17 protein-coding genes and 1 tRNA gene are annotated in these 15,743 nt (G+C 29.3%); 16 read left to right on the forward strand and 2 right to left on the reverse strand.

The features are described from left to right. Positions 1-8: 8 nt before the first annotated feature. Entirely contained in the window at positions 9-641 is a 633-nt protein-coding gene (locus J2S18_RS15200) for a LysE family translocator (protein WP_307488091.1), read from the reverse strand. A 167-nt stretch (positions 642-808) separates the two neighbouring features. On the opposite strand from J2S18_RS15200, the gene J2S18_RS15205 reads away from it, so the two are divergent. The 15 genes from J2S18_RS15205 to J2S18_RS15275 all read left to right on the forward strand — a co-directional run bounded on the left by J2S18_RS15205 (position 809) and on the right by J2S18_RS15275 (position 13,627). Continuing rightward, complete coding sequence (locus J2S18_RS15205) at positions 809-1,045, forward strand: putative Se/S carrier protein (protein WP_307488093.1); 237 nt, start codon at positions 809-811, stop codon at positions 1,043-1,045. Between the two features lie 26 nt (positions 1,046-1,071). Next, the gene (locus J2S18_RS15210; protein WP_307488095.1) at positions 1,072-1,959 is read left to right on the forward strand and encodes a mechanosensitive ion channel family protein; all 888 of its coding nucleotides are present in this window, start codon (positions 1,072-1,074) and stop codon (positions 1,957-1,959) included. 15 nt (positions 1,960-1,974) lie between these two features. After that, entirely contained in the window at positions 1,975-2,169 is a 195-nt protein-coding gene (locus J2S18_RS15215) for a DUF951 domain-containing protein (protein WP_307488096.1), read from the forward strand. Positions 2,170-2,270: 101 nt separating this feature from the next. Further along, complete coding sequence (gene rpsF, locus J2S18_RS15220; RefSeq protein ID WP_307488097.1) at positions 2,271-2,558, forward strand: 30S ribosomal protein S6; 288 nt, start codon at positions 2,271-2,273, stop codon at positions 2,556-2,558. 16 nt (positions 2,559-2,574) lie between these two features. Then, complete coding sequence (locus J2S18_RS15225; RefSeq protein WP_209797724.1) at positions 2,575-3,018, forward strand: single-stranded DNA-binding protein; 444 nt, start codon at positions 2,575-2,577, stop codon at positions 3,016-3,018. A gap of 22 nt (positions 3,019-3,040) precedes the next feature. Continuing rightward, positions 3,041-3,292 (forward strand): 30S ribosomal protein S18, encoded by a 252-nt coding sequence (gene rpsR / locus J2S18_RS15230; RefSeq protein WP_307488098.1) that lies wholly within the window; start codon positions 3,041-3,043, stop codon positions 3,290-3,292. Between the two features lie 135 nt (positions 3,293-3,427). Beyond that, positions 3,428-3,751: a MazG-like family protein gene (locus J2S18_RS15235; RefSeq protein ID WP_307488099.1), complete on the forward strand. Its 324-nt coding sequence runs from the start codon at positions 3,428-3,430 to the stop codon at positions 3,749-3,751. 20 nt (positions 3,752-3,771) lie between these two features. Beyond that, positions 3,772-5,712, forward strand: a complete 1,941-nt coding sequence (locus J2S18_RS15240; protein ID WP_307488101.1) for a DHH family phosphoesterase — start codon at positions 3,772-3,774, stop codon at positions 5,710-5,712. A gap of 2 nt (positions 5,713-5,714) precedes the next feature. Continuing rightward, the gene (rplI, locus tag J2S18_RS15245; RefSeq protein ID WP_307488103.1) at positions 5,715-6,161 is read left to right on the forward strand and encodes a 50S ribosomal protein L9; all 447 of its coding nucleotides are present in this window, start codon (positions 5,715-5,717) and stop codon (positions 6,159-6,161) included. Positions 6,162-6,173: 12 nt separating this feature from the next. Then, positions 6,174-8,066, forward strand: a complete 1,893-nt coding sequence (lonC, locus tag J2S18_RS15250; protein WP_307488104.1) for a Lon family ATP-dependent protease — start codon at positions 6,174-6,176, stop codon at positions 8,064-8,066. A gap of 169 nt (positions 8,067-8,235) precedes the next feature. After that, positions 8,236-9,570 (forward strand): replicative DNA helicase, encoded by a 1,335-nt coding sequence (locus tag J2S18_RS15255; protein WP_307488105.1) that lies wholly within the window; start codon positions 8,236-8,238, stop codon positions 9,568-9,570. A gap of 81 nt (positions 9,571-9,651) precedes the next feature. Further along, the gene (gene proC, locus J2S18_RS15260) at positions 9,652-10,452 is read left to right on the forward strand and encodes a pyrroline-5-carboxylate reductase (protein ID WP_307488107.1); all 801 of its coding nucleotides are present in this window, start codon (positions 9,652-9,654) and stop codon (positions 10,450-10,452) included. A 450-nt stretch (positions 10,453-10,902) separates the two neighbouring features. Further along, complete coding sequence (locus J2S18_RS15265) at positions 10,903-12,189, forward strand: adenylosuccinate synthase (RefSeq protein ID WP_307488108.1); 1,287 nt, start codon at positions 10,903-10,905, stop codon at positions 12,187-12,189. A 95-nt stretch (positions 12,190-12,284) separates the two neighbouring features. Further along, positions 12,285-12,479: a DUF1858 domain-containing protein gene (locus J2S18_RS15270; RefSeq protein WP_307488109.1), complete on the forward strand. Its 195-nt coding sequence runs from the start codon at positions 12,285-12,287 to the stop codon at positions 12,477-12,479. A gap of 383 nt (positions 12,480-12,862) precedes the next feature. Then, the gene (locus tag J2S18_RS15275; protein ID WP_307488111.1) at positions 12,863-13,627 is read left to right on the forward strand and encodes an acyl-[acyl-carrier-protein] thioesterase; all 765 of its coding nucleotides are present in this window, start codon (positions 12,863-12,865) and stop codon (positions 13,625-13,627) included. Positions 13,628-13,878: 251 nt separating this feature from the next. On the opposite strand, the gene J2S18_RS15280 is transcribed toward J2S18_RS15275, so the two are convergent. Further along, the gene (locus J2S18_RS15280) at positions 13,879-15,129 is read right to left on the reverse strand and encodes a BaiN/RdsA family NAD(P)/FAD-dependent oxidoreductase (RefSeq protein ID WP_307488113.1); all 1,251 of its coding nucleotides are present in this window, start codon (positions 15,127-15,129) and stop codon (positions 13,879-13,881) included. Positions 15,130-15,663: 534 nt separating this feature from the next. On the opposite strand from J2S18_RS15280, the gene J2S18_RS15285 reads away from it, so the two are divergent. Further along, positions 15,664-15,738 (forward strand) — tRNA-Glu (locus J2S18_RS15285). The last annotated feature ends 5 nt before the right edge of the window (positions 15,739-15,743 follow it).

Below are 15,743 nucleotides of genomic sequence, written 5' to 3' on the forward strand. Positions count from 1 at the left end.
AACACCCTTTACCAAATTAATACATATAGTCCGTAAATAAAAAAACATATTGCAATAATGTATAAAACAAAATTTAATAACTTTGATGTAACAGCGTTAACATCCCCTTTAATTAGTTTTAATCCCTTTGAAGCAAATAAGTTTAGTATAGCTAGCCAAGATAGGCTTCCGATTAGCATACATAAAAATGATGTGTAAAAAAATGCAGTTCCATCTGATCTCCATATTGACATAATAGTGCCACTAAAAGCTAGCCAAAAAGAGAATGTTACTGGATTAATTAAAGTGATTACAAAACCAGATACAAAACCTCCTGTTTTGGGATTATTTAGAAATTTTGAAGTTTTAGTATCACTTCCGTTTTTGGAATGTTTAGCAAATAGAAATAATACTAAACCAGATATAATCCAAAAAATACCTTTATATATATAACTTTGTTCTAATATTTGTAATAAACCTAAGTTAATTATAGTTAAGTAGGTATAATCAGCTAAAACAGCACCTATAGATACTTTAAATCCATGCCAAAAACCTTTACTTACAGAACGATTTATAGACTCTAAGCCAGCTGGACCTAATGGAATTGAGGCAATAACACCAGTTAAAAAACCTACAATTGGCGCTCTTAAAAATTGTACCATAATGTTCTCCTTTAAATAATATAAATCTATATTATTTAATTATAAATCAAATTGAGATACAATTCATTAAATTTGACCAAAAACAATATTATATTTCTTTATAAAACCTATAAATTATATATAATATAGAATATAAGATAAATTTTTAGAGAATAGGAGTAATGATTATGAAATATTATATAATAGTTTTTAAAAATACTCATGATGCTATGGCTGGAGAAAAATTTCTTGGAGAAAGAGAATATAATTTTAGGATTATGCCAACTCCAACTTCTATAACCAAAAGTTGTGGTATTTGTATAAGAGTTGAAAATGAAGAAGATATTAACAAGATTAAAGAAGAAAGTTTTGAATATAAAAATATATATTGTAAAGAAGGTTCTGAATACAAGGAGATTATTTAACTAAAAAAGGGGAGAGTATATAATACATGAATTATTTAGCAGTTGATATATTTTCTGTTGGAGAAGGTCTTAAGTTTGGACCTATAAAAATAACCGCTGAATCTATAGATTTTATAATAAAAAAGGGGCTTAAAGTTGTTAGTGTTATCATTTTAATGTTTTTGGCAATAAAAATTGGTAATATTGCTATTAAAAAATTTGTTGATAGGCAAGTTAACAATCCAAATTCTAAGTTAACAATGAATCCTCAAAAAGCTAAAACTATAGGAGGTGTAATGCATAGTATACTTAAATATTCTGTATATTTTATAGGAATAGCTATAATATTATCAGATTTATTTAATGGTATTTCATTAACTTTTGCTAGTATAGGAGGATTTGCAGTAGGTTTTGGAGCACAAAGTTTAGTGCAGGACCTTATAAATGGATTTTTTATATTATTTGAAGATCAATATGGAGTAGGAGATTATGTCACAATAGGAACTTTTGAGGGGATAATTGACAGTATTGGAATAAGAACAACAATAATTAAGGATTTTAATGGAGACATACATTCAATTCCAAATGGAACAATTAAAGCAGTTACAAATCATTCAAGAAGCAATATAAGATTTATTGTTGATGTATCTATTGCCTATGAGGAAGATATAGATAATGCATTAGAAGTTATAAATAGGACTTGCAAAGCCTTTGAGGAGGCTCACAAAGATGAAGTAGTTCAGCCAATAGAAGTATGGGGTGTAACTGCCCTTGGTGCATCAGGACTTAATGTAAGAACAGTTGGATTTAGTACCCCAATGTGTCAATGGTCAATGGAAAGAGAACTTAGAAAAACTATAAAGGAAGCATTAGATAGTGCTGGAATAGAGATTCCTTATAATAAAACAGAAATAATAATGAAAAATAATAAATAAAGGAGTGAGATTTAATTGGTAGAAAATTTTAATTTAGGGGATATAGTTGAAATGAAAAAACAACATCCTTGTGGAGAGAAAAATTTTGAAATAACAAGAATTGGCGCAGATGTAAAAATAAAATGCGTAGGATGTGGAAGAGTTATTATGATACCAAGGGCTAAATTTCAAAAAGGTTCAAAAAAAATAGTAAAAAAAGCAGAAAGTTAAGAAAAATCCTTGAAAAAGTAAATTTAAAATGTTAAAATTAGAAATTGTAATCCCTGCTGTGCAAAGCACAGCCGTTAGTCCGAGGGGAGGAGGTGAAAATGATGAGAAAGTACGAAACTATATTCATACAACACCCATCACTTGATGAAGAGGCTGTTAAAGCTAACATTGAAAAGTTTAAAGGTGTAATAGAAAATGGTGGAGGAACTGTAGAAAACGTTGATTTTTGGGGTAAGAGAAAGCTTGCTTATGAAATCACAAAAGTTAACGAAGGATACTACACATTAGTAGACTTTACAGCAAACCCAGAATTACCAAGAGAATTAGAAAGAATATTCAGAATCACTGACGGTGTTATAAGACACATCGTAGTAAAGAAAGAAGCGTAAGAGAGGTGATATTGTAATGAACAAAGTTATACTTTTAGGTAGACTTACAAGAGATCCTGAATTAAGATTTGCAGCAGGAAGCGGTAACGCTGTTACTAGATTTTCAATTGCAGTCACAAGACAATTCAAGAGAGATGAAGCTGATTTTATCAATTGCGTAGCTTTTGGAAAAACAGCTGAAACAATAGCACAATATCTTACAAAAGGTGGCCAAATTGCAATCACTGGTAACATCAGAACAGGTAGTTATGATGCACAAGATGGTTCAAAGAGATACACTACTGATGTAGTAGTTGAAAGCTTTGAATTCGTAGGTGGAGGTAAAGGTAACAACAATACTGGATCATTTAATAATGATTTCGGTGGCAACAATTCTGATTATTCAAAACCATCAAATGATTCATTTGGCGGTTTTGACGATGATATGACTCCAGTTGATGACGGAGACATGCCATTTTAGTTTTTCAAGGTAAGGAGGGAAAATGATGAGAGAAAACAACAGAAGATCTGGCGGAAGAATGAGAAGATCTAAGAGAAAAGTTTGTGCTTTTTGTGTTGAAAAGGCTGAATCAATAGACTACAAAGATGTAGCTAAGCTAAGAAAGTACGTTACTGAAAGAGGAAAGATACTTCCAAGAAGAATTTCAGGAACATGTGCTAAGCATCAAAGACAATTAACTGAATCAGTTAAGAGAGCTAGAAACATAGCATTATTACCATTCACAACTGAGTAGTAATGATAAAGAGAGTAAAATAGGATTAAATTCTATTTTACTCTCTTATTTTTTTGAAAAAACTTTCATCATCTTGCATTAGTAATAGAAAAAAACTAAAATATACATACAAGGTTTTTTTAAGGGGTGAGGTTTATGAAAAAACAAGGGTTAAATATTATGGGAAATGTTAAAATTATTGAAAGTTTAAAGGCACAATTACTTAGAGTAATTGGAGATTTTTATACCTTATTAACAAGAGGAAGTAATGTTGCAGAAGAAGCTATAGTTGAATGTATATCAGGTGCAATAATTATTTTATATGTATTAGGTGAAAAGCTTGGTTATTCATTACCAGAAATAGATCATCAGATGAAAAAAAAGCTTGATATTGGCATAAGAGCCGAAGATGAAGTTGAAAAGGAAGGAAAGAGCTTAAGTAAGCTTAAGGAATATATTTCAGACAGAAGAGAACAATAAATTTAAGTAGGAGGAGTTTTATGAAATTTACGAAATTACTACAGAAACTCATAAAGCCAATGGTGCTTATTTTATCTTCTGTAATATTCTTTTTATTAGGATATAAGCAAATTGGTTTATTACTTGCAGTAATATATTTTATAGATAATTTTTATGAATTAAATAATTACTGGAAAAGAGAAGATGATGCAGACCAATTTACAAAGAATATAAATAAAGCCATAGAAAAAAATGTAGCTAGTACATTACTACCTATTGTATTAATAAATGAAAAGGGCAATATAAAATGGCATAATGATATATTCAACGAGTTAAAACCTAGTAAAAACTTTATAGGAGAAAATATACTAAGTATTGCAAGAGATCTTAATTTAAATAATATAATAAAGGCAGAATATGACTTACATCAAAGATTAAAACTAAATGGAAGACTATATGATGTATATAGTACAAAAATGCCTAGAGATAATGAAGACTTATTTTTAGTATATTTTAATGACATAAGTGAATTTATAGGACTAGATACTACAAAAGAAAGTATAATGCTTATAGAAGTAGATAATTTTACTGAAGCTTTAGATACTGCAGATGAAGCAGATAAACCTTTAGTAATTGCAGAAATAGATAGACAGATAAATTCTTATGCATATGGCTTAGAAGCCATGATAAAAAAGTATCAGAGAAATATGTATGTTGTATCTGTTCAAGATAAATATATAGATGAAGAAATAAATAATAACTTTAAAATATTAGATAACATATCGAAAATAAATAAAGGAAATAAATTAGATATAACCTTAAGTATCGGGGTAGGTAGAGGGGGAATATCACCTTTAGAAAATCATAATTATGCAGTTGTTGGAAAGGAACTTGCCTTAGGTAGAGGTGGAGACCAAGCAGTTGTTAAAAGTAGTGATGGAGTTAAGATATTTGGAGGAAATACAAAAGAGTTAGAAAAGAGAACTAGAGTAAGGGCAAGAGTTGTTTCACATGCTCTAAAAGAACTTATATATGAGAGTAATAAGGTATTTATAATTGGTCACAAAAATCCTGATATGGATTGTTTTGGAGCAGCAGTTGGGTTTTCAAGTGCAATAAGACAATTAGGTAAACCTTGTAGTATTATATTAGATAATGATATAGGTGCAATAGAATATTATTTAAGAGAATTGAAAAGTGATTCAAAATATGCTAATCTATTTGAAACATCAGAGGAAGCAATGAAAGAAATTGATGATGATTCTCTTTTAGTTATTGTAGATGTACACAACAAAAATTATGTTAATAACTTAAAAATTGTTGAAAGTGCAAAAAGAAAGGTAATAATAGACCATCATAGAAGAAGTGCTGATATAATAGAGGATACTTTATTAAATTATATAGAAGTATATGCATCATCAACCTGTGAGATGATAACAGAAATAATACAATATATGAATGATAAGCCAAGTCTTACAAAGTTAGAAGCTGAAGGTCTACTTGCAGGTATTTATATGGATACAAAGGGATTTTCCTTTAAAACAGGTGTTAGAACCTTTGATGCAGCATCTTTCTTAAAGAATATAGGTGCTGAAACTACAGAAGTTAAAAAGATGTTTACTGATAACTTAACAGATTTTATACAAATTGCTGATATAATTAAATCAGCAAAGATTACAAATAAAGTTGCAATAGCAACATGTCCAAGTAGCGTAAGAGATACTGTTATGATTGCAAAATCAGCTGATGATTTGTTAAATATCTCAGGTATCTTAGCAAGTTTTGTATTAGCTAATATTGATGGGGACACTTATATAAGTGCAAGATCCATTGGAGATATTAATGTTCAAGTTGTACTAGAAGCTTTAGGTGGAGGAGGACATATGAACATGGCAGGAGCTAAGGTATCAAATAAATCAATAGATGAAGTCTTAATTGACTTAAAGGATGCAATGAAAAAATATTTAAGGGTGGGTGACTAATAATGAAAGTAATTTTATTAAAGGACGTTAAAAAGTTAGGAAAAAAAGGTGATGTTATAAATGCATCAGATGGATATGCAAGAAATTTCTTATTTCCAAAGGGTGTAGCAAAAGAAGCTACAGATAACAATTTACACATTTTAAACAACCAAAAAGAAAATGAAAGAAAGCAAAAGTTAGCTGAATTAGAAGCAGCGCAAAAATTAGCTAGTGAATTAAAAGGAAAAGAAATAAAAATAGTAGGTAAGGCTGGAGATAATGGAAAATTATTTGGAGCTATTACAAGTAAAGATGTTGCAAAAAAGATAAAAGAAGCTTATAAAATAGATATAGATAAAAAGAAAATTGTAATGGAAACAATAAAAGTAGCAGGTGGATATGAGATAGAAGTTAAATTATATCCTGAAGTTTCAACAAAGATGAAGGTTATTATTGTTCCACAAGCATAAGGAGGAAATGATTTGAAATTACAAGAGGAAGTTAATTTCCTAAAGGATGTTTTAACAGGAGATTTATCTCAAGAATCTAAGATAAATGTTCTCTTTGATATATTAAAAAACGTATTAGATGACGGTGCAATAAGAGCTAGAACTATAAGATTTAAATTAAATAAGTATGTAACTTCAAAAAATGTTGCAGAAAGGGCTTATGCACTTGATATGATAGCTTCAGATGGGGCAGGAATAGAAGTAGTTCCACCAGAAGAAAAAATAGATGAAGTTCTTGAAGATGCTGTAGTTTGGATTTCGGAAGAAATAGCTAAAAAGTATGTTCAAAGTCAAATAGAAGCTAAAGTAGAAAAAGCTATAATGGAAAAGCAAGAAAAATATATTGATGAAATGAGACTATCCATTATAAAAAAGGAAAAAGGTAGTGAAAACCAAAAGACAAAGAAAAAATATGAGGAACTTAAGGAGTTAGATTCAAGAGTAACAAGTAAAAATATAATGAGCTTTTTAAGACCAGAAACTTTAGATGAGATAGTTGGTCAAGAAAGAGCTATAAAATCATTAATTTCAAAGTTATCATCTCCATATCCTCAACATATAATTCTTTATGGACCACCAGGAGTTGGTAAAACTACAGCTGCTAGAATAGCATTAAAGGCTGCTAAGGATTTAGACTTTACACCATTTGATGATAATTCTAAGTTTGTTGAAGTTGATGGTACAACTTTAAGATGGGATCCAAGAGAAATTACAAATCCTTTATTAGGTTCAGTTCATGATCCTATATATCAAGGAAGTAAAAGAGATTTAGCAGATATAGGAGTTCCAGAACCAAAGCCAGGTTTAGTTACTGAGGCACATGGTGGAGTTCTATTTATAGATGAAATTGGAGAATTAGATAATATACTTCAAAATAAACTTTTAAAGGTTCTAGAGGATAAGAGAGTTGAATTCTCATCATCATATTATGATCCAGATGACGATAAAACTCCTAAATATATAAAGTATTTATTTGAAAAAGGAGCTCCAGCAGATTTTGTTTTAATTGGAGCAACAACAAGAGAACCAGGTGAAATAAATCCTGCTCTTAGATCAAGATGTACTGAAGTTTTCTTTGAGCCACTTGGAGTTAAGGATATTGAAAATATAGTAAAAAATGCTGCAAAAAAACTTGGCGTTTCCCTTGAAAAGGAAGTTCCAGAATATATAAGTAGATTTACTATAGAAGGTAGAAAAGCTGTAAATATTCTTACTGATGCATATGGATATGCTCTATATAAGAGAAAGAGTAAACCAAAGAAACTTAAGATAACTTTAAAGGATGTTGAAGAGGTAGTTTCAATTGGAAGATATGTTCAATTTGAAAGAGTTACTGATGGTCCTGATTATGAAGTTGGTCATATAAATGGTTTAGGAGTTAGTGGGTTTATTGGATCTACAATAGAAATTGAAGCAGCAGCTTTTCCAGCAAAGAAAAAAGGTGCAGGAACAGTTAGATTTAATGAAACTGCTGGAAGCATGGCAAAGGATTCAGTATATAATGCAGCCTCAGTAATAAGAAAAATTACTGATAAAGATATAAAAGATTATGACATACATGTTAATGTTATTGGTGGAGGGAAAATTGATGGACCTTCAGCAGGTGCAGCAATAACTGTTTGTATAATAAGTGCATTATTAGAAAAGCCGTTAAGACAAGATGTTGCTATTACCGGGGAAATATCACTAAGAGGAAATGTTAAACCTGTAGGTGGAATATTTGAAAAAATTTATGGTGCAAGAAGAAAAGGAATTAAACTTGTAATTGTTCCAGAAGATAATAAAAATGAAGTTCCACAAGGACTAACAGATATAGAAGTTAAACCTGTAAAAACTATTGAAGATGTAATGAATTTAGTTTTTTAAAATATTTAGAGGGTGTTTAATTAATTTAAGCATCCTCTTTAAATTTCCATAAAAATCATAAAAAGACTAATTTACACATTTAACTTTTTTAATATAATAATTTTTAACTTTTTTTAATATAATAATTTGATATAATATGAGAGTATAAAGTTTGGAAGGAGGTAATTAAATGGAAACAACTGTTAATAGAACATTGCCACAAAGTATAGAAGCAGAGCAATCTGTAATAGGTTCTATGATTATAGATAGAAGTGCAATAGCACAGGCTGCTGAAGGATTAGATGAAGAAGATTTTTACAGAGATAGTCATAAGGTATTATTTAAGAGCATAATTGAAATGTTTAAGAGAGATATGGCTGTTGACTTAGTTACTGTACTAGAAAATCTAAAAGCAAATGATACTCTTGAAAGAGCTGGTGGTGTAACATATGTAACAGAAATAACATCCTCTGTACCAACAACAGCGAACCTTGGTTCATATATACAAATAGTTCAAGAAAAATCAACTCTTAGAAAACTTATTAAAGCATCAACTTCAATTATTGAGGAAAGCTACAATAAGCAAGGTGAAGTTGAAAATGTATTAGATTCAGCAGAAAAAAGAATATTTGATATAGCAGAGAAGAGAACTACAAGTGATTTTGAACCTTTAAATCAAGTTCTTGAAAGAGGATTTATAGAAATAGAAAGATTATTTAATAATAAAGGTGAAATAACTGGAGTAAGTTCTGGATTCTTAGATTTAGATGCAAAGACATCAGGATTCCAAAAGGGTGATATGGTTCTTATTGCAGCAAGACCTTCAATGGGTAAAACAACTTTTGCCCTAAATATTGCAGAACATGCAGCTCTTAGAGAAGGTAAAAGTGTTGTTGTATTTTCACTAGAAATGTCTAAAGAACAATTGGCATATAAGCTATTATGTTCTGAAGCAAATGTTGATATGTTAAAACTTAGAACTGGTGCTTTAGATGATAAGGACTGGGAGAATATCGCAAGGGCTACAGGTCCATTATCAAAAGCTAAAATATATATAGATGATACTGCTGGTGTATCAGTAATGGAAATGAGATCAAAATGTAGAAGACTTAAGATAGAATATGGTATAGATTTAATAATGATTGACTATCTTCAACTTATGTCAGGTTCTTCATCAGAGAGTAGACAACAAGAGGTATCAGAAATTTCAAGATCAATAAAGGCATTAGCAAAGGAAATGGAATGTCCAGTCATTGCTCTTTCACAGTTATCTCGTGCTCCAGAGCAAAGAGCAGACCATAGACCAATGCTATCTGACCTTAGAGAATCAGGTTCAATTGAGCAGGATGCTGACCTTGTTATGTTCTTATATAGAGATGAGTACTATAACAAGGAAACAGAGGAAAAGAATGTTGGTGAATGCATTATAGCTAAGCAAAGAAATGGTCCAGTTGGAACAGTTAAACTTGCATGGCTTGGTCAATTCAGTAAATTTGGTAATTTAGATACAATACATCAAGAGTAATATTAAAATTTAAAAATAAGAAACTCACCTTTAGATGGGTGAGTTTCTATTTATATAATAATTAAAACTAGGAGGTTTCTTATGAATAAAAAAATAGGATTTATAGGATGCGGAAATATGGGAAGTTCAATGCTTGGAGGCTTAATAAATAAAAATTTTGCAAATGCAAAAGATATTATAGTATCAACTAGAAGTAGTGAATCAAAGAAAAGATTAGAAGATAAATATGGAGTAAAGGGTGTATTAAAGAATATAGATGTTGCAAGGGAAGCTGATGTAATAATATTAGCAGTTAAACCATATATGTATAAAGATGTTATAGAGGAAGTTAAGACAGCTTTAAGGGAAGATCAAATAATTATAAGTATAGCAGCAGGTATAGATTTAAGTGATTTACATAATATGATAGGTAATAATTTTAAAATAGTTAAGACTATGCCAAATACCCCAGCATTAGTAGGAGAGGGAATGTCTGCAATATGTCCAAATGATAATGTAACAGAAGAAGAATTAAATTATGTTTGTAGTATGTTTGAGGCATTTGGAAAATATGAAATATTAGATGAAAAAGACTTTCATGGATTTATAGCACTATGTGGATCATCACCAGCTTATGTATTTATGTTTATAGAAGCTATGGCAGATGGTGCTGTAAAACTTGGAATACCAAGAAATAAAGCTTATAAGATGGCAGCACAAAGTGTACTTGGTTCAGCTAAGATGGTTCTTGAAACAGGAGAGCATCCAGGAGTGTTAAAAGATATGGTATGTTCACCAGGAGGAACAACTATAGAAGCAGTTTGTGAACTTGAAAAGAAGGGCTTTAGAGATGCAGTAATAGAAGCATTAGATAAGTGTGCAGCTAAATCAAAAAGCATGTAAAAAAATAATTTAAAAAATTTTTAAATTAATTGTTGACAAAAATAAAAGGATTCTATATACTAAAGGTAGTGATAATCAATATCAATTAGAAAGCGTAAGATAATTGAATTGGTTATGAAACTGGATACACACAAACACACACAAAACATTAACTAAAAACTCCTCTTAATTATTAAAATTAAGGAAAAAAATCTTAGAGACCACAGCTCTAAGATTTTTTTGCATTTCGCAATAAAAGTCAATATATACGAATTATTTGTTAAATATGAAGAAAAATATTCGATAATGTGTTGATTTATAATTTATGGTTTGATACTATAATTATTGGAGATTATAAAATCCAAAAATATTTATATTAATTTTTTGAATTAATGTAGATAATAGAAATATATAAATAACTCCATAAAATTAAGAAAGACTTAGATGAATAGTCTAAAGGAGGCAAACAATATGTCAGCATTTATAGTAATAGGAGCTCAATGGGGAGACGAAGGAAAGGGAAAGATGACAGATTATCTTGCAGAGGACGCAGATGTTGTTGTTAGATTCCAAGGAGGAAATAATGCAGGTCACACTGTAGAAGTAGGAGATAAGCAATATAAGCTTCACTTAATACCTTCAGGAATACTATATGATGATAAGACAAATGTTATTGGTAACGGAGTAGTAGTAGATCCAAAGGCATTATTTGAAGAAATAGAATACTTAGAAGGCGTTGGAGTTAAAGTAACACCAGAGAAGTTATTAATAAGTGATAGAGCACAATTAATAATGCCATATCATAAAGTATTAGATAAATTAAAAGAAAAAGCAAGAGGAAAGAATGACATAGGAACAACAGGAAAAGGAATTGGACCTTGTTATACAGATAAATATGAAAGATGTGGTATAAGAGTTTGCGATCTTATGCACGAAGATGTATTTGAAGAAAAATTAAGAGAAAATGTAGAAGCTAAGAATTTATACATAACAAAAGTTTTAGGTGGAGAACCTTTAAATGCAGATGAAATTCTTAAAGAATATCTTGAACTTGGAAAGAGAATGAGACCATTTGTTAAAGATACTTCAGTAAAAATTTATGATTCAATAAAAGCAGATAAGAATGTATTATTTGAAGGTGCTCAAGGAATGCTTCTTGATATTGATTATGGAACTTATCCATATGTAACATCATCAAACACAACTGCTGGTGGAGTAGCTAGTGGATCAGGAATTGGACCTAGAATGATAACTAATGCTGTTGGTATAGCAAAGGCTTATACAACTAGAGTAGGTAAAGGACCATTCCCAACTGAATTAAATGATGAAACTGGCGTTTGGATAAGAGAAAAAGGTCATGAATATGGAGTTACAACTGGTAGATCAAGAAGATGTGGATGGCTTGATTTAGTAATTCTTAAAACAGCTGTAAGAGTAAGTGGATTAACTTCACTTGCAGTAACTAAAATAGATACTTTAGCTGGTCTTGATAAGATTAAAGTATGTGTTGGATATAAGTTTAATGGAGAAGTTATAGATTACTTCCCAGCAAGTTTAGAAGACCTTGCTAAATGTGAACCTGTATATGAAGAATTTGAAGGATGGGATGATAGTGTAGCTGATGCAAGAAGCTATGATGAACTTCCTGAAAACGCAAAGAAATATATAGAAAGAATTGAAGAATTCACAGATACAAATGTATCAATAGTTTCAGTTGGTCCAAAGAGAGACCAAACTATGAGAGTTAAAGAAATTTAATTCCGACTAGAAAGCTTGACTTTAATAATTGTATAAAATATAATCTTTTTATAGATGATAATTATGTACATAAAATTATTAAAGAGGTGAAGTAAATGATAACTAAGGATATGACAATAGGTGAAATAATCCATAAGGATCCAAGTAGAGCAGAAGTTTTAATGGCTTTTGGAATGGGATGTGTTGGATGTCCATCAGCTCAAGCTGAAACGTTAGAAGAGGCAGCTGCTGTTCATGGATTAAATTTAGATGCTCTAATAGTAGCATTAAATAATAAAGAAGAAATGTAATATAACCAAAGTTATTTAAGGCAGATAGATTAATTTAATGCTATCTGCCTTTTTTATATAATAAAGGTAAATATATATGTTATTTTATAGAGTTATTTTGAAAAATTCATGAAAAATACAGTAAAAAATTATGAATATATATTCATTAAAGTAAATAATTAAGAGGTTATTTTTGGCTAATTACATAGTTTTAGAAATAAATATTTTAAAAATAATATATGTAAGTATATGTTATTTGTTTATATATTTAAAGAATATTGTTATAGTTTTATTTTTATATAATTAATATTTTGTAAAAATAAACTTAATATAAAAATATACCATAGAAAGTTTATATAGATTAATATAGGATTATAATATAGAAAATTTGAGGTGAGTAGTAAATGACTAAAGAATATATTAAAGAATATACAAAGCCATATGAGGTTATGTACCGTGATTCAGATTATAAGTTAAGATGTAAGTTAGAGTCAATTGTGGACTTTTTTTGTGATATTGGAAATATTCATGCTGAAAAAATGGGAGATTCAATAGATTTTCAAATAGCTCATGGTTGTACTTGGGTATTTTATAAATATGATATAAAAATGTATAAATATCCAAAGTATAGACAAAAGGTATATGTAACAACAATGCCAGCAGGATTTAAAAAGTTCTATGCTTACAGAAACTACATAGTGAAGAGTGAAGAGGGAGAATTACTTGCAGAAGCAACAGCTTTATTTTTCTTAATAAACATAGAAAAGAGAAGACCTGCAAGAATATTTAAGGAATATTATGATATGTATGATCAAGAAGATGATCTAGATAAAGCTATAGATATGGAAAAGATAGAGAAACCTACTAGAGAAGATTATTATAAGGAATTCCAAATACGATATAGTGATATAGATTCAAATACGCATGTTAACAACGCTAAGTATATTGAATGGGCTGTGGAGTCAGTTCCATTAGAAGTTGTTAAGGACTATCAAGTAAGCAGAATGAAGGTTGTTTTTGAGAAGGAAACTACTTATGGAAATAAGATTCATGTATCAGCAGAAGTTAAAAAAGAGGGAGATAAGTTAATTACCCTTCATAGGATTACAAATAAAGATGGAGAAGAGTTAACATTGTTAGAAGCTCATTGGACAAAGGCAGAAGATTAAATTTATTTATGGAATTTATAGAAGAAATTCTTGGTTTTTAATAAATAATAAAAGCTCTATGTGAAATTAAGTAAGTCTAAAGGGCTATCTAAAATTAACATCTACTAAAACATAGCTATAATTTTAAGTAGCTATAAGGATATAGTTTGAAAATATAGAATACTTATAAAAAAAGCAAAATAGTAAACTGAGAGTATAGTTAAATTGTATTACTCTTTAATGTTTAGTATTTTGCTTTTTAATTTTTTTAGCTAATTTTTGTTTTTAAGTATAGAATTTATAGCAAAAAATGCAGAACTCCAAGCCCATTGAAGGTTAAATCCGCCACAATCGCCATCAACATCTAAAATTTCACCAGCAAAATATAGGTTTTTAACAATATTAGATTCCAATGAGTTCGTTGAAACTTCTTTAGTATTAACCCCTCCAACTGTTACTTGGGCATTTGAAAACTCTTTAGTTCCGATACATTTAAATTCCCAATTTTTTAATCTATTTATTAGTTCATTTTGATATTTCCAATCAAGTTCATAACATGGAATATGTATATCAAAAATACCAATATCCTTAAGAAGAATAGGTATAAGTTTCTTGTTTATAATTCCTATTAAGGCATCAGAAATACTTCTATGGGAAAACATTGATAAATGTCCATAAATAAAATTACTAACATCATCTAGTGATTTATCATTCATCATATCTAATTTTATCCACACATCATCATTATTTTTTAAATGTCTAGAAGCTGTGGATGAAATTTGAAGTATAGGTGGACCTGATATTCCATAGTCTGTGAATAAAATTTCCCCAGCTTCTTCTCTAATAATTTTTTCATTAACTACTAGGGAGACTTTTCCTTCAAATTTAATTCCAGAAAGTCCTTTTAGTCTAGGGTAATCTAGCTTTAATTGTACTATTCCAGGCATTGTTTTAGTAATAGAGTGACCTAAATCTTCAGCTAATTTAAAGCCAGATCCATCAGAGCCTGTTTTAATTGCAGATTTTCCTCCACAACAAAGAAGAAGTTTTGCACAGCTAAAGGTTTTAAATTCATCATTACTTGTGGATAATTTGAAATTTTTATTTTTGTGGATAGTTTTTACTTTGCAATTTGTGTATAAAGGTATTTCTCTATCCTCTAAAGCAAGTCTAAATATATCCACAACTGATGAAGCTTGAAGGGATTGTGGATAAAGTTTGTTATTTTCAAGTTCTACTATTGGCAGACCTATTGATAAAAAGAAATTTCTTGTATCTTCTATTGAAAAACTATTTAGTGCATTAATAAAGAAATCCTTATTTGAACTATGATAATTTTTAAATGGATAAGAAATTGATGAATTAGAAATATTACATCTTCCATTACCTGTAGTAAGAATTTTTTTACCAACTCTATCTGTTCCTTCAATTATAGCAACATCAATTCCAAAATCTTTGGCTAAAATTGCAGCCATTAGACCTGAAGCACCACCACCAACTATTATTAAATCGTGATATATCATATTTAAAATCTTCTCCTTAAAATATACTTTAATATAGATTCTACCACAGTAATAATTTTCATTAAAGAAATGAATTTTAAATATATATTTGAAGAAAAAATTTTATATATAGATGTAGAAATTTTTTTTGTATAGGATATTTTAAAAATTTTTAGTTTGTGAGATTTTATATTATTAATAAAAATTAATCATAGGTATTAATAAGTTTTATATGGTAAAGATAGTAGTATAATAAAGCTAAAGCTTTGATTTTTCTAAGAAAGAAGGATATAAAATAAAAAAATATACAAAAAATAAAAAATCTTTTATTTAAGTATTAAAATAATGATAAAAACTTGTGTAAATGAGGGGTATCAACAGGTTATGCAGAATAATAATATGTAATATAATGCAATATTAAAGGGTAAAAATAAAAAAAATTTAAAATTTATTATAAAAAGTGTTGACACTTAAAATGATTTTATGTAATATAGTCTATGTGATTACCGCCTCTAAAACAAATCAGCGGTTCACGAAAAGTTTTTAACTTAATATGGCTCCTTGGTCAAGCGGTTAAGACACCACCCTTTCACGGTGGTAACAGGGGTTCGATTCCCCTAGGAGTCACCATTTTA

This window comes from Eubacterium multiforme (assembly GCF_030813415.1).
In the GTDB taxonomy this organism is placed as follows: domain Bacteria; phylum Bacillota; class Clostridia; order Clostridiales; family Clostridiaceae; genus Clostridium; species Clostridium multiforme.